The 16,993-nt window shown below is 63.0% G+C and carries 13 protein-coding genes; 2 read left to right on the top strand and 11 right to left on the bottom strand.

Features of this window, described 5'->3' with window-relative positions; translation table 11 throughout:
• Positions 1-1,425: a PAS-domain containing protein gene (locus PAF12_RS13905; RefSeq protein ID WP_271107590.1), complete on the top strand. Its 1,425-nt coding sequence runs from the start codon at positions 1-3 to the stop codon at positions 1,423-1,425.
• Positions 1,426-1,464: 39 nt separating this feature from the next.
• Here PAF12_RS13905 and PAF12_RS13910 read toward each other — a convergent pair whose 3' ends face one another.
• The 3 genes from PAF12_RS13910 to hslV all read right to left on the bottom strand — a co-directional run bounded on the left by PAF12_RS13910 (position 1,465) and on the right by hslV (position 3,705).
• Entirely contained in the window at positions 1,465-1,656 is a 192-nt protein-coding gene (locus PAF12_RS13910; RefSeq protein ID WP_368045146.1) for a PLD nuclease N-terminal domain-containing protein, read from the bottom strand.
• Between the two features lie 136 nt (positions 1,657-1,792).
• Complete coding sequence (gene hslU / locus PAF12_RS13915; RefSeq protein ID WP_271107592.1) at positions 1,793-3,091, bottom strand: ATP-dependent protease ATPase subunit HslU; 1,299 nt, start codon at positions 3,089-3,091, stop codon at positions 1,793-1,795.
• A 56-nt stretch (positions 3,092-3,147) separates the two neighbouring features.
• Entirely contained in the window at positions 3,148-3,705 is a 558-nt protein-coding gene (gene hslV, locus PAF12_RS13920) for an ATP-dependent protease subunit HslV (protein ID WP_271107593.1), read from the bottom strand.
• Positions 3,706-3,795: 90 nt separating this feature from the next.
• Here hslV and PAF12_RS13925 point away from each other — a divergent pair, with 90 nt between their 5' ends.
• Positions 3,796-4,680 (top strand): hypothetical protein, encoded by an 885-nt coding sequence (locus PAF12_RS13925; protein ID WP_271107594.1) that lies wholly within the window; start codon positions 3,796-3,798, stop codon positions 4,678-4,680.
• A gap of 30 nt (positions 4,681-4,710) precedes the next feature.
• Here the strand turns inward: PAF12_RS13925 and trxA are convergent, their stop codons facing one another.
• The 8 genes from trxA to PAF12_RS13965 form a co-directional block, all read right to left on the bottom strand.
• Entirely contained in the window at positions 4,711-5,031 is a 321-nt protein-coding gene (gene trxA / locus PAF12_RS13930) for a thioredoxin (RefSeq protein WP_271107595.1), read from the bottom strand.
• Positions 5,032-5,084: 53 nt separating this feature from the next.
• Positions 5,085-8,477 carry a double-strand break repair helicase AddA gene (gene addA / locus PAF12_RS13935; RefSeq protein ID WP_271107596.1) on the bottom strand — a complete coding sequence of 1,131 codons (3,393 nt, stop codon included), beginning with the start codon at positions 8,475-8,477 and terminating at the stop codon, positions 5,085-5,087.
• A complete protein-coding gene (addB, locus tag PAF12_RS13940; RefSeq protein ID WP_271107597.1) occupies positions 8,467-11,421 on the bottom strand; it encodes a double-strand break repair protein AddB in 2,955 nt (984 codons plus the stop codon). Before addB ends, addA begins: the two co-directional genes overlap by 11 nt.
• Positions 11,411-12,091: a nucleotidyltransferase family protein gene (locus PAF12_RS13945; protein WP_271107598.1), complete on the bottom strand. Its 681-nt coding sequence runs from the start codon at positions 12,089-12,091 to the stop codon at positions 11,411-11,413. Before PAF12_RS13945 ends, addB begins: the two co-directional genes overlap by 11 nt.
• Entirely contained in the window at positions 12,079-13,506 is a 1,428-nt protein-coding gene (gene tsaE, locus PAF12_RS13950) for a tRNA (adenosine(37)-N6)-threonylcarbamoyltransferase complex ATPase subunit type 1 TsaE (RefSeq protein ID WP_271107600.1), read from the bottom strand. Before tsaE ends, PAF12_RS13945 begins: the two co-directional genes overlap by 13 nt.
• On the bottom strand, positions 13,488-14,546 hold the full coding sequence (locus tag PAF12_RS13955) for an aldo/keto reductase (RefSeq protein WP_271107601.1): 1,059 nt from the start codon (positions 14,544-14,546) through the stop codon (positions 13,488-13,490). Before PAF12_RS13955 ends, tsaE begins: the two co-directional genes overlap by 19 nt.
• A 65-nt stretch (positions 14,547-14,611) precedes the next feature.
• Positions 14,612-16,393, bottom strand: coding sequence for a histidine kinase dimerization/phosphoacceptor domain -containing protein (locus PAF12_RS13960; RefSeq protein WP_271107602.1), 1,782 nt, complete (start codon positions 16,391-16,393; stop codon positions 14,612-14,614).
• Positions 16,394-16,399: 6 nt separating this feature from the next.
• Positions 16,400-16,990, bottom strand: a complete 591-nt coding sequence (locus tag PAF12_RS13965) for an RNA polymerase sigma factor (RefSeq protein ID WP_271107603.1) — start codon at positions 16,988-16,990, stop codon at positions 16,400-16,402.
• Positions 16,991-16,993: the final 3 nt, after the last annotated feature.

The following is a 16,993-nucleotide window of genomic DNA, read 5'->3' on the forward strand; positions in this document are numbered from 1 at the left end:
GTGTTTCTGTTCCAAAACGAAAAGCTGGTCGATGCGACCGCGCCCGCCAAGGCCATTCTCGAACATTGCGGCGGCAGCGACCTTGTTTCGCTTGAGGGCTGGCTGGCGCAGCACTTCGATGGCATAGAAAACCTGCGCCGCCAATTGGCTGACAACGTCGCGGGATATCTGACATCCAGAAAGGCCGGGGGCTTCGCCGGGTTCCGGGTGCTGGCAGAGAAAATGCCGGGCGACCTGATCCGTGTAACCTTGATCCGACCCGAAGGCGAAACCGCCGGTCCTGCCGTCGATCCGGTTCTGCAAAGCCTCCTTCAGGCGGAGCTTGCGATGCTGAGGCAGGTTTTGGACGCGGCACCAATCATGATCGCGCGCCGGGACCCTGCCAAACATCTGCTTTGGGCCAACACGCTTTTTGCTCACGCTGCAGAGGCGACGGGGCCAAGCGATGACGGCTTGCCGCTTCATGAATATCTCGCCCCGGATATGCCCGCCGAAGACCACGCCCCGACGAGATCGGAAGTCAGTCTCGGCGGAAATAGCTGCTGGGTGGAGACCTTCCCGGTCACGAATCCCGGCGGCACGACAATCTATGCACTGCCCGCAGATAACGAGGTCCGGGTCGAACGGCATCTTCGGGAGTTTGTACAGACCCTGACCAAGGCTTTCGCGGAACTTCAGATCGGATTGGCGATCTTCGACAGCGAAGGCCGGCTTCAGCTTTTCAATCCGGCGCTGGTGAATCTGACCGGGCTTTCGGCATCGTTTCTTGCCGCAAAGCCGTCGCTCGACAGTCTTCTGGATCAGCTTCGGGAGCTGAGGATGATCCCGGAACCACGGGATTACCGGGGCTGGCGCCGGAAAATCGCGACGCTGGTGGCGACGGCCACGAAAGAACATCATGTGGAGACATGGCAGCTTCCGGCAGGAATGACATATCGCATTACGGGCCGCCCCCTGACCGCCGGGCAGGTGGTGCTGCAAATCGAGGATATAACGGCGGAAACCTCACTGGCGAGGGGTTTCCGCGCGGAACTCAATATGAATATGCAGGTTCTCGACAGCATCCAAACTGGCATCATCGTGTTCGACACCGACGGCAACGTCGTCATATGTAACCAGCCCTATGCCGGGCTATGGGGTGCCAGGCATCAGCAAATCTCAGGCGCGCTTGTCGCGTGGCGCGGAGAATGGGCTGACGCACCGGGGCTGGCCGATCTGGAAGCAGCACTCGGCACAGGCGGCCACGCGGATCGCCACGGCATTCTCCTGGACCCGAGCCACGAGGGCGTTTTGAACTGGACCGTGTCCGCCTTAACGGGCGGCAACCGGATGGTCCGGTTTCACAGAAACCACAGCGAGCCAGCTCAAGCGGAGGAAGCGACAAGCTATCCGCAGACCACATCCGCCGATCAAAGGGCTGTGTGAGCCGATGGGCTGACGATGGAGGGCGGGCAGGGCAGGTGGCTAGCCCAAATTCGATTTCGGCCCGGCAAGATACCACGCAATCAGCCCGATGACCGGCAATATGGCAACCACCAGAACCCAGATGATCTTCATATTACGGTCTGCACCGGAATTAATGATCTGAGCAATCGCCCAAACATCGAGGGCGAAGATGATCAGGCCGATAATTCCAGAGAACATATTGAATTCCATAAGCTGCACCGCTCTTCAAATTTTGCTGTCACGGGCAAAACGGCATCGGCCGCGCGAAGTTCCACCTTGCAGGTTCAACAATTCGACATTTGCGCAAACCGCTGCGCCCACGCTCAACGGGCCAACGGGCAAGGCGCTAAAGCACATAGCGCGACAGATCGGTCGAGCGGGAAAGATCGCCCAGATGTTTCTCCACAAAGGCGGCATCGACAGTTACGGTTTCGCCGTCGCGATCAGGGGCAGAGAAGGACAGCTCCTCGAAAACCCGCTCGATCACCGTATAAAGACGCCGCGCCCCGATATTCTCGACGCTGCCATTCACCTCGGCGGCGATGCGCGCAAGTGCGGAAATGCCATCCTCGCTGAAATTCACCGTCACGCCTTCGGTGCTCATCAGGGCGGTATATTGCCGTGTCAGTGCATTGTCGGTCTCGGTCAGGATGCGGACGAAATCCTCCTCCGTCAGCGCCCGTAATTCGACCCGGATCGGCAGACGGCCCTGCAATTCGGGCAGCATGTCCGACGGTTTCGAGACATGGAACGCACCGGACGCAATGAACAGGATATGATCCGTCTTCACCGGCCCGTATTTTGTCGAAACGGTTGTCCCCTCGATCAGCGGCAGCAGGTCCCGTTGAACCCCCTCGCGGCTGACATCGGCGCTGCGCCCCTCGGTCCGGGCCGCGACCTTATCGATCTCGTCGATGAACACGATGCCGTTTTCCTGCACCGCTTCCAGGGCTGCGGCCTTCACGACCTCATCATCCAGCAGCTTATCGGCCTCCTCCGCGATCAGCAGGTCGTAGCTTTCGGCGACGGTAACCTTGCGCATCACCCGACGCCCGCCAAACGCCTTCATCAGCCCCGACAGATCCATCATCCCCATGCCGCCCTGACCGGGGATTTCCATCCCGCCGAGCGGGTTTGAGTTGTCCTGAACCTCGACCTCGATAATCGTGTCGTCCAGCTCGCCACGCTTCAGCTTGTCACGGAACATATTGCGCGTCTGCTCACGCGCACCTTCCCCGGCGAGCACAGCAATCACCCGGTCCTCAGCAGCGGCATGGGCACGGGTCTTGACGTCCTCGCGCATCCGCTCCCGCGTGTCGATCATCGCGGTATCGGTCAGGTCGCGGATGATCTGCTCCACGTCGCGACCGACATAGCCGACCTCGGTGAATTTCGTCGCCTCGACCTTGATGAACGGTGCCTGCGCCAGCTTCGCCAGACGGCGGCTGATCTCCGTCTTGCCGACGCCGGTCGGGCCGATCATCAGGATATTCTTGGGATAGACCTCATCGCGAAGATCATCCGAAAGCTGCTTGCGCCGCCAGCGATTGCGCAGCGCCACGGCGACAGCGCGCTTGGCATCCTTCTGCCCGATGATGAAACGGTCCAGTTCCGATACGATTTCGCGGGGGGTGAGGTCGGTCATGATGTCTCTTTCATCCTGGCGGAAATATCCCGGGGGTCAGGGGGCAGCGCCCCCTGTCACGCGCCGATTTCCTCGATTGTCAGGTTTCCATTCGTGTAAACGCAGATATCCGCGGCAATCGCCATCGCCTTGCGCGCCACGGCCTCCGCGTCGAGATCGGTTTCCAGAAGGCCACGCGCCGCGGCGAGGGCAAAATTCCCGCCCGAGCCGATCGCCGCAATGTCATGCTCCGGCTCCAGCACGTCGCCCGCGCCGGTCACGACATAAAGCTGGTCGCCATCGGTCACGATCAGCATCGCCTCCAGATTGCGCAGATATTTGTCGGTGCGCCAGTCCTTCGCCAGCTCGACACAGGCGCGCTGAAGCTGGCCCGGTGCGGCTTCCAGCTTCTTCTCCAACCGTTCGAGCAGCGTGAAGGCATCCGCCGTCGATCCGGCAAATCCGACCACGACGTCGCGTCCGCCCGGCGACAGCCTGCGGACCTTGCGTGCGGTTCCCTTCATCACGGTCTGACCGACACTGACCTGACCGTCGCCTGCCACCACGACCTTACCGCCGCGCTTGACCGCAAGGATGGTGGTGCCATGCCAGCCGGGGAATTTCTCGTCCGCCATCTAAAACTCCTTGTTCTGCCGTCCAGATAGGGGCCGCGCCGCGCGCCTGCAAGGCATTGCACGGGTCGGCGGCGCGCCCTAGCCTGCGGCATGGTTACCAAGCTGCTGCGAATCCATCTTGAGCCGGATATGCTGGCGCGGACCGTTGCCGGTCAGTTCAACTTCATGAACCGGGTCCGCAGCGCGGTCGAGGCAGGCGGCTGGCGCTGCGAGTTCGCGGAAGAAACCGACGCGCCGCCGGTCACGGGCTATGCGCTCCACCATATGAGCGGTCCGTCCCATCCCCGCACGATGTTCTTTCGCAAGGCCTATTACTATCCATACTGGCACATAGAACCGGATCAGCGGCGTTGGCGCTGGCCCGTGGCCACGGCCGAATTCGAACCCGGCAAGATCCCGGCGGCTCCGGCGCGGCATTTCTTGCGGAAACTGCGCCAGCGCGTCCTGCCCGGATTGCGGCCCGGCAAAGCTCGTCATGTGTTGATCCCGCTTCAGGAGCAACTTCTGGAAACCCGCTCTTTCCAGTCAATGAGCCCGGTCGAGATGGTCGAACAAGTCGCTTCGACCGGAAAGCACTGCATCGCGACGCTGCATCCGAAAGGAAACTACACACAGGACGAAATGGACAGGCTCGCCCGGATCGGCGACCGTTACCCGAATTTCACTGTCGGCGAAAACAGCCGTCACCTGATCGCTGAGGCTGAATATATCGCAACGCAGAACAGCGCCGTTGCCTTTGAGGCTTATCTGCTGGCGCGGCCCGTGGTGCTGTTTGCACAGGTGGATTTTCACCATATCGCCCTGAACGTGCCGAAAATCGGCGTTGAGCGCGCCTTGCGGCATGCACCGAAACACAAGGCCAACTACGCAAAATATCTCTACTGGTTCCTGCGACGGCAATCCATCGTTGCAACCGCAAAGAACGCCGAGGCACAGATCGTCGCCGCCATGAGAAAGGGCGGCTGGCCGATCTGACCGCCGCCCCGAAACTCGCTGGCGCCGAGATCAGACGTTCTCGTCGATCCAGGCTTTCAGCGCCGCTTTCGGTGCCGCGCCGATCTTGCTGGACACCTGCTTGCCATCCTTGAACAGGAACAGCGCCGGAATACCGCGAACGCCCATAGAGGCAGGGCTTTCCGGGTTCTCGTCCACGTTCACCTTCACGATTTTGACCTTGCCGTCATACTCGTCGGACAGCTCTTCTAGGGCCGGGCCGATCTGTTTGCATGGGCCGCACCATTCGGCCCAGAAATCGACCACGACAGGGGTATCGGAATTGACGACTTCGGCCTCGAACTGGGCGTCGGTGACGGGTTGAGTAGCCATTTACGCTCTCCTTGTAACAAACGGGGTGCTGGTATTGCGGGCTTTGGTAACAGCTAGGAACCAGCGGCGGCAGGGTCAAGGGCGGCCATCGCCCGATCCAGCAGCTTATCGGGCAGCCACATGAGTTGCCGGCTGGATGTCCACAGCACAGCCGTCTCGACCAGCCGACCCGGATAGATCCCCGTGACCGCATCCCGGTAAGCGGCCATCTGCCGCAGAATGCCCTCCGGCGTCTGGTCCGGTTCACCCGGTACGGTGGCATTGGATTTGTAGTCGATCACGATGATACTGTCTGCGGAAACAACCAGCCGATCCACCACGCCACGGACGGAGCCGATACCGGGCAGGGCAGTGGCAAGCTCCACCTCGGTCAGGACGGTCGCATCCCCGGGCATGGCGAAAACCTCGGACAATTGCGGCGCGTCCAGGACCCCGGTCGCCTCCTCCAGCAGAAGCTGAACGTCATCCTCGCCCGGCAATCCGCCCTCTGCGCCGGACAGCAAATCACGGGTGCGGGCGGGCCATTCGGCGCGGGAGATTTTCGGCAGATGCTCCAGCAGCAGATGCAGCCGTGTTCCGTGCAGCATCGCGGCGTCCGGGTCGTCGTTATCGGGACCGGGCAGGGCCTTCGCACCACCAAGCGCCGATGCCGCAACCGGCTGGGGCGGGTGCGCAACCTCGGGCGGGGATTCCCAGATCCACGGCGCGTCCTCCTGCGTTACGGTCGTCGCCGCCGCAGCGGCCGGGGCTTCGGGCCAGTCGCCAAAGCTGTAACGTGTGATATCGCCCAGACCGCCGGTCAGTATCTCGGGCATCAGCTCACTGCGGGCCAGCCCGTCCGCGATCATGGCATACCAGCTTTCCTCGCCCTCGCCGGTCTTGCCCTCCGCCGTGACGATCAGCCAGCTTTCCGCCCGCGTCATCGCCACATAGAGCAGCCGCTTGCGCTCCTCATCATTCAGCCGCGCGGCTTCCTCGACCAGCTCATGCGCGAAATCGGGGCGATTATCCTTGTTGCCGGTCAGTATCGGCGGGCCGTCCTTGCCGTTCAGCACCTGAGGCGGCGTGTAGGCGCGGCGCTTTTTCGTATCGGGCAGGATCACGATCGGGCTTTCCAGACCCTTGGAGCCATGCACCGTCATCACCCGGATCAGCCCCGCACCTGAACCGGGCTGGCGGCGTACCTCCACATCATCTGCCGACAGCCAGACGAGGAAGCCGGTCAGCGATGGGATTTCCGTTCGCTCATAGGCAAGTGCCTGTGTCAGCAGCTCATCAATGCCATCCTCCGCCTCCGGCCCAAGCCGCGCGATCAGCCGCTCGCGCCCGCCATGCCGGTTCAGCAGCCGCGACATCAGGTCAAAGGGCCTGAGCGCAGAGGCCGTCATCATATCGCTGAGCAATGACCGCGCCCCGTCATGGTCCGACGCCAGCAAGCGCGACCAGAGCGAGCTTTTTCCGCGACCATGTGCAAGACGATAAAGCGCGTCTTCGTCCAGCCCGATCAGCGGGCTGCGGAGCAGGGCCGCAAGCGACAGATCATCCTCCGGCGTGGCGAGGAAATTCAGCATCGCGCGAATATCCTTGACCGCCAGTTCAGCGGCAAGCTTCAGCCGGTCCGCACCGGCCACGGGAAGATCGGCGACCTTCAGCGCCCGGATAATCTCACCGAACAATGCCGATTGCCGACCCTGTACCAGAATGAGGATATCGCCAGCCTCGACCCGTCGCGGCTCCTTTCGGGTCATGATCGACGCGCCGCTGACCGGGTCCAGCATCGCGCTGATCTGGCGGGCGATTTCCTCCGCCAGACGGGTCGGGGCGGAATCCGGGGCAAGCTGATCGACGGGTTCTTCCCACGGCGTTTCCTCGGGCGATTCAGGCGCTTCCACGGCGGGCCATATGTCGACACGCCCCGGACGATCCGACAGAAACGCCCGATGCAGGCTGGCCTGTCCCAGCCCCTGACCGGCCTCGCCAGCAAATGTCGCATCGACGGCAGAGAGGATCGCGGGCGAGGACCGGAAGGAGTATTCCAGATCAAGCTGCTGCATCGGGCGGTCAACTGCGTGGAATGCCTTCGCAAATTGGTTTTCCATTGCGTCGAACACGGCGATATTCGCACCCTGGAAGGAGTAGATCGACTGTTTCGGATCACCGACCACGAACAGCGTGCGCAATCGGTCAGTGTCGCCTGCGGTGAATTCATCCGTCAGCCGCTCGATCACCTGCCATTGCTCGGGCGAGGTATCCTGCGCCTCGTCCACCAGAATATGATCCATGCCGCCATCCAGCCGGAACAGCACCCATTGCGCCATCGTCGCATCCGACAGCAGCGTGGCGGTCCGCGTGATCAGGTCATCGAAATCGAGCCAGCCCGCAGCGGTCTTGCGCGCGTTATACCGGCGCGAGAACTCCCGCCCGAACCGCAGCAGCGCCTCGCTCCGCTTCGTGAAGCTGAGTGCGATGCGTTGCGGACGTGTTTCCGCCACACGCTCCATCAGATCGTTGAGCTGGTCGATATAGGGGGCACAGACGCCTTCACGCAGCTTCTTGGTGGGCAGATTGTCGATCTTGGGGGCGAAGGGTGTTTTCGCACCAGCCCCGGTGAGCAGCGCGCTTTCCAGCAACGGAAGCGCCTCCATCCCCGGTTCCCGCCAGTTGATGCGCCGCAGCTTGTCCGCCAGTTTCTGATCGTTCGGACCGCCCGTCGCGATCAACGGGATCAGTTCGTCCATCCAGGCGGCCTCTCCGCCAGAGAAAACCTGCGACAGCAGATCGGCTTCGGTCAGACCCTCGGGCAGGCCCGCCAGCCGCCAGAGATCGCTCTCGCCACCCTCGGCGTCGAACCCTCGGGATAGCTTCTCCAGAAGCGTATCGACCCGGTCGCCGGTGTCGATCGCCGTGATATCCGCCATAACCGGCGCATTCTCGGCGGCAAGCTCCTCCAGCACCTCGTCCCGCAGAAGCGCGGCGGAGCGTTCGTCCAGTTCGGTGAATCCATGCGGCACGCCTGCTTCCAGCGGAAAGCGGCGCAGAATAGCGGCGCAGAAGCTGTGGATCGTCTGCACCTTCAAACCGCCGGGGGTTTCAATCGCCAGCGCAAACAGCCGCCGCGCGACAGGCAGGTCCGGTGCATCCTCGCCGCCCAGTTCGCGCAAGGTCCGGTAAAGGTCTTCATCCGGCAGCATCGCCCATTCACCAAGCCGTTGCAGCAGCCGGTTCTGCATCTCCGTCGCCGCCGCCTTGGTATAGGTCAGGCAGAGGATGCGCTCCGGGGGTGTCCCGCCAAGCAGCAGGCGCGCCACCCGGTCGGTCAGAACCCGCGTCTTGCCGGAACCGGCATTCGCCTTCAGCCATGTCGGGCGGTCGGGATGGGCGGCGTCAATCTGGCGCTGCGTGGCGTCGTCGGGCTTTTGGCGCGTCCCGGCATCATCATGCGTCATGATCGCCCACCTTTATCGTCACCGGCGCGTCGCCCTCACCCCATTCCCCGTAGCGCGAGAGATGGTCATAGTCGCTTGTATCGCCAGCCTTTTCCATTGCCCGGCGGGCAGCAAAGCCCTGTCCCTGCGTCAGATAGCGCTGCGCGAGAATGACGAATTTCGCCCATGTCTCCTGCGCCGCCTCGTTGGAGAAATCGCGATCATGCGTCAGCCCCTCGCCACCAAGCTGGATATAGCTGACCCCCTCGACCGGCACCGGGCCAAGATCGGGAAAGGCTCCCTCACGGACCATTGCGGCCTCAAGCAGAAGCTGCTTGTCGAATTTCGCCATCTGCTTATTCGTCGGCGGCGTGCCGGATTTATAGTCGTAGACATGCGCCAGCGCACCGCCATCGAGCAGGTCGATCCGGTCGGGTTTCGCAGTCAGCGAAAGGTTCAACCCCGGCACCGGAAGCCGCCGCGTCGCCTCCACCACGACAGGGCGGCCACGCTGGATGCGGGTCAGCTCATCACGGGTGATCTGATCGGCGATCCGCACCATACGGGCCTGCCAAAAGGCGCGGGCGGCAGGCCAGGGCACCTCCTCCGCCAATACCTGATCGGTGATATCGAGAAAGCGCGCCCGCAGTTCTTCGAATGAAATCCCCGGTTCGGGTGGCGGGGTCAGCAGTCGTTCGGCCACCAGATGCAGCACCTGACCACGCAGCGCCGCGCCGGGTTCAGGCCGCAGCGGATCCAGCGGGCGCAGGTTCAGCACCTTCTGCGCATAGACCGCATAGGGATCGCGGATCAGCTTGCTGACCTGTGTGACGGAGATCGTATCGAAGGCCGGCGCTGGCGGAACCGGGGCAGGGCGCGGCGCGGGATCGGTGGTGAAGCGCGGGCGGGCAAGCTGATGGGCCAGCCCCAGCCAGCGGTCCCCACGGCGGCGCATATCGGCCAGCGCCTGCGGCCCGCTCTGGTCCGGCAGACCGGACATCAGGTTGATGAGCCGGTTCAGCCAGCGGGACGGGATCGTCTCAGCCTCCGCATCGCGTCGGGCGCGGCTGAGCACCACCTCCGGCGCGGCGATGGCCTGCTGGAAATCATGCGCCGATAACCCGATCCGACGTTCGGGAAGGGGCAGGCCCGCCTCCTTGCGCATATTGCGCGACAACCACGGGTCGGGCGGCAAAGGCTGCGGCCATCCGCCTTCGTTCAGCCCGGCAAGGATGACGATGGCGTTGTCCGACAGATTGACCTCCGTCCGCGCCTCACCCGTCCCGCAGGCGCGGATCAGCGGGTGAACATTCTCCCGGCTCCGCCGCGCCTGATGCGATCTCAGATGGTTGTCGATCAGGTCGGCGTAATCGCGCGGGCCAAGCGGCTGCGCCCGGTCGGCATGTTCAGCAAGAAGGTTCATCGCAGCAAGCGTCAGCTTTCCGGCCGTGCCCGACCAAAGCCTGGATTTTCCAACCTCACCCCCGGCACCGCCCGCCAGAAGCCCGGCAAGCGACAGATGCCGTTCAATCCGGTCGGCGAGCGGTCGCGGCGCCACCTCACGCTCCGCCTGCGACACCAAGTTCAGGGCTTCGGACAGCCACTCAACCCATATCTTGCGGGAGTCGTCGCCTTTATCGCCCCAGCCCCTGAGGCTTTCGCCATCGGGAAAGGCAGGGCCGTGGCGGCGCAGATGCAGCTCCAGCTCTCTGGCGTGACGAAGCGAGTTCCCCTTGTCCGACCCGGTCGCAGTGATCGGATCCTTCAGGATGATCAGAAGCTGATCGACGGTCATCTTGCGCTCGAACAGACCGGCGACATGACGAAGGAAAAGCCCATGCGCCGTCAATTGCAGCGGCTCACCGGCACTGTCATCGATCACCAACCCCCAGCGGTCGAGCGAGGCCGCAATGCGCCGGACCAGACCGCGATCCGCCGCGAAAATCCGTATCGCGCGCTCCTGCGCCACGGCATCGCGGATCAGAAGGGCAATCGCGTCCGCTTCTTCCTGTGGCTGATCGGCCTCGATCAGGGTCATGCGCTGCGTCGGCGCAGACAGGTCGGGCAGGGTCGGTCCGTCTGCAATCCATTGATCCGTCACCGGCGCGGGACGCAATGCCAGCGATGTCAGCTTGTTGCGGTCATTCTTTGGCAGTGCCAGCCACGGGCGCACCCCATTGCCACGCAGCGCCGCAAGACGTGCCTGCGGATGATCGTCACCGCCGGACAGAAGCGTCTCCCATACCGCTTCCGGCTGGTCGAAGTCATAGCCCGGCAGCACGACAGCACCCAAGGGCAGCGCCGCGACCGCGCGCAGAAACACCCGTGTTGCCCCGTGCGACCCGGTGGAGCCAACCGCGAGCACCGGGGCATCCGGCATTGCCTCACCCGCTGCCCAGGCCGCAGACAGCGCCTCCGCCATCTGGCGCTGCCGTGCCGTGGGATCGACCGGCGGATCGACCAGATAAAACTCCGCCGCGATTTTCAGGAACGCCAGCGAGCGTTGCCAATGCGCAGCATGTTCGCGTGCGTCGATCCGGTTCAGGCTCTCGGCATCGCATCCTTCAGACTGCATGTCCCGCATCAAGGCGGCCAGCGACTCGGCGAGTTCCGGCACCGATTGCCCGGTTCCCAGCCCCGGATCGGTGGCGAGCAGACGTGAAACCAGATTGCCCAAATCCAGTTCGCGCGCCAACGGTGCCGCGCGCTCTCCCGGAAGCGACGCCCCGATATCGGGGATCAGGCGCAGCTTCGGCAACAGCAGCGGCCCGTTCCGCACGGCATAATCGTCAAAAACCCGCCGCAGCGTTTTGAGTGTCGTCAGCGCGTTCAGATAGATCGTCACCTCTGCAAGCGCCTCGGGCGGTTTGCCCGCCACGCGCTGCATCAGCCCATCGACAAAGCTGCGGCAGAAATCGGCGCCGCAGGGCAGGGCGAATGTGCCGCTATTCCAGTCAGTCCACATATTCGGCCAGCATCGCTTCGGCGAGCGGTATGGTCTCGGGCCGACCCAGATCGCACCAACCGCCCGGATGGCTGATCCCGCAAAGGCGACCATCCGCGGCCATCAGATCCCAAAGCTTGTTGAGCGAGAAAATCTCCTCATCAATCTCCGCCAGCCGCTCCGTCTTGACGATCTGGCAACCCGCATAGACCAGATCGCCCTTGCGGGTCAGCCTGCCCGACGCATCGGCCGCAAAATCCCCCGGCCCGACGCGACCGCGCGCTGTGTCATACGGGATCAGCATCAGCAGCGCGTCCATCCGCGACGGCTCCCACGCCGCGGCAAGCGCGCCGAGCGGGTTCGGCCCGGTCCAGATCACGTCGGGGTTCAGTGTCATCACCGTGCCACTGCCAAGAAGTGGCAGCGCCTTGCGCAATCCGCCGCCGGTTTCCAGCAACAGATCGGCCTCGTCCGAGATTGCGACATCCGTGGCCGCCAGATGATCCTGAATCATGTGGCCAAGATAATGCGTGTTGACGACGAGCCTCTCCGCCCCCGCATCCCGCGCCATCTGCATGGCCCGGTCGAGCAGGGTTTGCCCGGCGACCTCGATCAGCGGTTTCGGGCGCGTATCGGTCAGCGGGGCCATGCGCGTCCCCTTTCCGGCGGCAAAGATCATCAGGGGCGGCATTGGCTGCGGATCCTTTCGATAATGTCATCCGTCGGCGGCGGCATCTGTTTCACGATTGCGGCCAGATCGGACAGCGCCGGGTGAGATACCGCCCGTTCGATCAGCGCCCATGTGTGGGGCATGAACCGAAGATAGCGCGGTTTGCCGTCGCGGACGCAAAGCCTTGTGAAGATACCCATGATCCGCAGATTACGCTGCACCGATAAAAGCGCAAAGGCGGCATGGAAGCGATCCGGGTCGAGGCCGGTCTGTTCCAGAAAGCGGGCAATCGCTGCATCCTCGACCCCGGCCGGAAGGGCGCGCCGCGCGTCATGCAAGGCCGAAACCAGATCATAGGCCGGATGCGTGGCAACCGCGTCCTGAAAATCGAGCAGGCCAAGGCGGTTATCCGGCGTCAGAATGATATTCTCGGCATGAAAATCCCGCATGCTGGTCACCGGCTGCACATCGGCGCAAAGCTTCGCATAAAGCGCCTCGATCAGCGGGGCGATCCCGGCGGCGGCTTGCGTCTGGTCGTCGGCACCTGCCGCACGCGGATACCACTCGGCAAACAGACCCACCTGCCGCGCCAGCTCCGGGCCATCCAGTGCGAGAATGCCGGGGGCCGCAGGATAGGATGCCAGCCGCGCCAGCATCTCCGCGATCCGGGTATAAAGCGGTTCTGCCGATGCGGGATCATCCCCGATCACCCGTGCGATCTGGGCATCCCCGAAGTCCTCGATCAATGCGAGGCCGTTTTCTTCATCCGCCGCAAGAATGCGCGGCGCGTCAAAACCGCGCTCCCGCAGCCATGCGGTCATGCGCAGATAGGGTGCCAGCGTCTCCCGGTCCGCATCCATCAGGGCAGCGGTCTCGTCGCCTTTCGTCAGCCGGAAATACCGGCGGGCCGAAGCATCCCCGGCAAGGAACGCAACCGCCGCATCGGCCCAGCCCGCCTCCGCTACAAAGGCGGCGCGCTGCGCAGCCCTGACAGCCCGTGACCAGCGGGACGGGTCTCCGATCACCTCAATCTTTCGTTGGTCCGGATCAGGTAGCGACGACAGGCGCAGCCGAAGCGCGCTGGAGACCTCCGCCATCCGGTCGGGCCACTCGATCAGGGCAATGGCCTCATCCAGCGCGTCGGTCAGGCCCAGCTCATCGACCTCCGCCGTATCCGTCAGGCGGTAGAGATCGGCATGCCATATCGGCGGATCGGCTTCATAGGTCTGCACCAGCGTAAAGGTGGGGCTGGGCACATCCTCATGCGGGTTGCCAAGCCGGGCGCGGATCAGGGCGCGGGCGAAATGCGACTTGCCCGCACCGACCGGCCCATCCAGCAGGATGGCATCACCGGCCCCAAGCTCCGGGGCAAGCGCACGGGCGAAGGCCGCCGTCAGCGACGCATCGCCCGTTATCGTCAACAGGGCATCGGCCATGCGCGATGCACATCGTCAATGGCAGCAATCAGATCATCCGGCAGCAACGCATCCAGGCCGGCAAGCTGATGCTCAAGCTGCGGCAGGCTGGTCGCGCCAAGGATCGGGATCACATGGAAGGGCCGGGTGCGCTGCCACAGAAGCGCCATGTGGATCGGGTCAACACCGTGTTCGCTGGCGAGTTTATGATAGGCGTCAATGGCACCGAACGCCCGTTCCGTCTTGCGCCCGCCCAGATTGCCCTTGCCGCCGGATGCGATATCGACCGCCATGCGGCTGCCCGCCGGAATTGCCCCGTTCTGATATTTCCCGGTCAGCAGCCCCGCTGCGAGCGGCGAATAGGACAGAAGCGTCACGCCCTCATTCACCGAAAGCTCGGCCATATCGGTGTCATAGAGACGCTGGAGCAGCGAATATTCGTTCTGAACCGAGACCACACGCGGCCCGCCGGTCCGCGCCGCCGTGTCAATCCAGCGGGCAGTGCCCCAGCAGGTTTCATTCGACAGCCCGAAAGCGCGGACCTTGCCTGCGCGGACGACCTCTTCCATGCCGCGCAGGACGTCTTCGAAATGGTCGATAGTCTCCGCGCGGTTCTGGCCGGAGGGGTTATATGTCCAGTTCTGCCGGAAACTATAGCTGCCACGCTGTGGCCAGTGCAGTTGATAAAGGTCGATGACATCGGTTTGCAGCCGCTTCAGCGAGGCATCGACGCAGCGCTTCACGATCTCGCCGCTGAAACCCTCGCCATCGCGGACGACGCTGCCCTTGCCGGTGATCTTGGTCGCAATCTCGACCTCCGAACGACGCCCCGTCCGGGCCAGCCATGTGCCGATATATTCCTCCGACCGGCCAGCGGTTTCGGCGCGCACGGGGTTGACGGGATACATCTCTGCACAATCAAGAAACGTGATCCCTGCCCCCAGAGCGTGATCGATCTGGGCGTGGGCATCATCCTCGCCGGTCTGGTTTCCGAAGGTCATCGTGCCCAGGCAAAAGCCACTGACCTCGATATCGCTGTTCCCGAGTTTTTCCCGTTTCATGCTGGCTCCTGTCGCGTTGCGCGGACGCTATCCTGCGACGCAGCGGAAGAAAAGACCGGCCCGCGTCAGTGGCGCGATCCCTCGCGCGCGGCAGAGGTCAGGACGACTTTTCTGTCCTCGATGGGCAGGGGCCTGATTTCGTCGGTGTGGAAGACCAGCGACAAGGTATATTCGGTATCTGTCGAGTGTACCACGGCCTTGCCCTCCAGCTGTTCGGCGAACGCTTCGATCAACTGGCTGCCAAGCCCGGTGCCTTCCGGGTCACGATGCAGCTCACCGATGGAGTTCGTCACCTCCAGCCGTGCATGCTCGTCATCCTCGCGCGTCAGCCGGACCCGCACCCAGGCGTGATCGTGACCGGGCGGGGTGCCCGCATATTTGAGCGCATTCGTAAACGCCTCATTGGTCAGCAGGGTCAGCGGCACCGCCTGATCGGGTTGCAGGACGAGCGGCTCCAGATGGGTGTCGACCTTCAGCTTGTGGTCCGGACTGCTGGAGGCACGGGTCATCTGGCTGATGATCTCCGACACCAGACGGTTGGCGGACACGGATTCCAGATGCTCCGCCTGATAGAGGTTCTTGTAGATCGAAGCCAGCGAGGCGACCCGGTCCTGAACCGAGCGCAGCACCCGTTTGGCATCGTCGTCCTCGATCACCCTTCCCTGCATCGAGATGATCGAGGCGATGAGTTGCAGATTGTTCTTCACCCGGTGATGCACCTCTTTCAGCAGCACCGTCTTTTCGTCAATCGCCGCCTCAAGCGCGGCTTCATCGCGGTTCAGAATGCGAACCATATTGTAGAATGTGCGCGAAACATCGGCGATCTCCGTCGGCGCGTCTTCCATGATGCGCGGCGCGGCGGCACGGTCGCCCACGGCAAAACGGCGCATCTGGCCGCGCAATTCGCGGACATGGCGCAGCACCAGACGATAAACCGCATAATAGGCCACACCCAGCGATACCGCCCATAGCACCACGGCAAACATCACTGCGGTCAGCTTGGTCACCTGATAGCCCTGAACGCCAGCCTCCTGCGGGCTGAAACTGCCGAGCGCATAGACAAGGCCGGGAATCACGGAGACGACGGCGAACACACGATCTTCCCCGGTCAGGGTCCGGTCGGAGAATGTCGTCTCGGCGCGCGAAATCAAGCTGCGGAGGGTTTCGTTTCGCGGCAATGCGGCACCAATATCCGAAAGCGCATCTTCATCCGCTGAAATGATGTCGCCTTCGGAATTGAAGGTAATCGTCCGCGCGCCCTCCGAGCCATAGATGGTGCTATGTGTCGAGCGCAGCAATTCCTGTGACAGCGAGACCGAGACATAGCCCAGCAACTCCCTGTCACGATAAAGCGGCTGCGCGACCAGAACCACGGGCAGGCCGGAGATTTTCCCGCGCACAAGCGGGACAACCATCGTTGTCGGGTTGGCAATGAAAGATTCAAAGGCCGAGGATCTGCGCAGATCGGTCGTCGATTCGCCCGAATTGCAGGTCGAAACGCCACTGAGCGGCACATAGGCCGAGGTCTGGTAAGTCGCACCCCGCTCCACGAATGAGCGCAGCATGCGCGAACAGGCGGCAGGATCGTCAAGCGTCGGCAACACCGCCGGGCCAAGCGCATCTGCCGTCCCGAGCGCGCTTTGCAGAAGCGCCCGCTCGCCTGCCGCCGCCGCAGCGGTTCGGCCCACGATGGCTGTTTGTGCGGACCGGGCCGCCTCGCCCGACACATACATGGTCTGGATCAGCGACATCAGACCAATAGGAAGAATTGCAACCGAAAGCAGAGCGGCAAGCCGAAAGCCGAGACCTTTTGCAAACAGAAATGTCTCGTCCAGCTTGGAAAACATCTCGTGTCAGCGCATGACGGGGGAATTCGACGCCATCGCAGCCAAGGTTGTACGGTCGGTCATTTCCACTTCTTCCCCCTCATCCAGATGCAGCAGCTCGGCCAGACGCCTGCGCCCGCGATTGGCGCGCGACTTTACCGTGCCGACAGCGACACCGGTCATCTCCGCAGCTTCTTCATAAGAGAAACCAGACGCTCCGACAAGGATAAGTGCCTCGCGCTGTTCGTCCGGAAGCTGTTGAAATGCCGTGCGGAAATCGTTGAGTGCAAGCCGCCCGTCATGTTCAGGCCGCGTCGCCAGCCGCGCCGCATGAACACCATCGGCATCGGACACCTCGCGCTTGGTCTTGCGCCGCGCGGAATAGAACGTATTGCGCAAAATCGTGAACAGCCATGCGCGAAGATTGGTGCCGGCCTGGAATTTGTCCATATTTGTCCATGCCTTGACGATCGTGTCCTGAACAAGATCATCGGCGGAAGCACCTTCCCGAGTCAATGACAAGGCGAAGGCACGCAACGCGGGCAGATGGTCGACCAGCTCGTCACGCGGCGAAGGGCCGGACATATCGCCCGGTTTTTGCTTATCGGAATCGGCCATCAG

It is taken from the genome of Paracoccus sp. SCSIO 75233 (assembly GCF_027912675.1).
In the GTDB taxonomy this organism is placed as follows: Bacteria; Pseudomonadota; Alphaproteobacteria; order Rhodobacterales; family Rhodobacteraceae; genus Paracoccus.

What these genes read in the sequence shown, in the direction of transcription:
- hslV (WP_271107593.1), bottom strand. Translation starts at nt 3,705, where the DNA reads ATGGCGGACGAGAAATTCCCCGGCTGGCATGGCACCACCATCCTTGCG.
- PAF12_RS13960 (WP_271107602.1), bottom strand. Translation starts at nt 16,393, where the DNA reads ATGTTTTCCAAGCTGGACGAGACATTTCTGTTTGCAAAAGGTCTCGGC.
- hslU (WP_271107592.1), bottom strand. Translation starts at nt 3,091, where the DNA reads ATGACCGACCTCACCCCCCGCGAAATCGTATCGGAACTGGACCGTTTC.
- PAF12_RS13965 (WP_271107603.1), bottom strand. Translation starts at nt 16,990, where the DNA reads ATGGCCGATTCCGATAAGCAAAAACCGGGCGATATGTCCGGCCCTTCG.
- addB (WP_271107597.1), bottom strand. Translation starts at nt 11,421, where the DNA reads ATGTGGACTGACTGGAATAGCGGCACATTCGCCCTGCCCTGCGGCGCC.
- PAF12_RS13910 (WP_368045146.1), bottom strand. Translation starts at nt 1,656, where the DNA reads ATGGAATTCAATATGTTCTCTGGAATTATCGGCCTGATCATCTTCGCC.
- trxA (WP_271107595.1), bottom strand. Translation starts at nt 5,031, where the DNA reads ATGGCTACTCAACCCGTCACCGACGCCCAGTTCGAGGCCGAAGTCGTC.
- addA (WP_271107596.1), bottom strand. Translation starts at nt 8,477, where the DNA reads ATGACGCATGATGATGCCGGGACGCGCCAAAAGCCCGACGACGCCACG.
- PAF12_RS13955 (WP_271107601.1), bottom strand. Translation starts at nt 14,546, where the DNA reads ATGAAACGGGAAAAACTCGGGAACAGCGATATCGAGGTCAGTGGCTTT.
- PAF12_RS13945 (WP_271107598.1), bottom strand. Translation starts at nt 12,091, where the DNA reads ATGCCGCCCCTGATGATCTTTGCCGCCGGAAAGGGGACGCGCATGGCC.
- PAF12_RS13925 (WP_271107594.1), top strand. Translation starts at nt 3,796, where the DNA reads ATGGTTACCAAGCTGCTGCGAATCCATCTTGAGCCGGATATGCTGGCG.
- tsaE (WP_271107600.1), bottom strand. Translation starts at nt 13,506, where the DNA reads ATGGCCGATGCCCTGTTGACGATAACGGGCGATGCGTCGCTGACGGCG.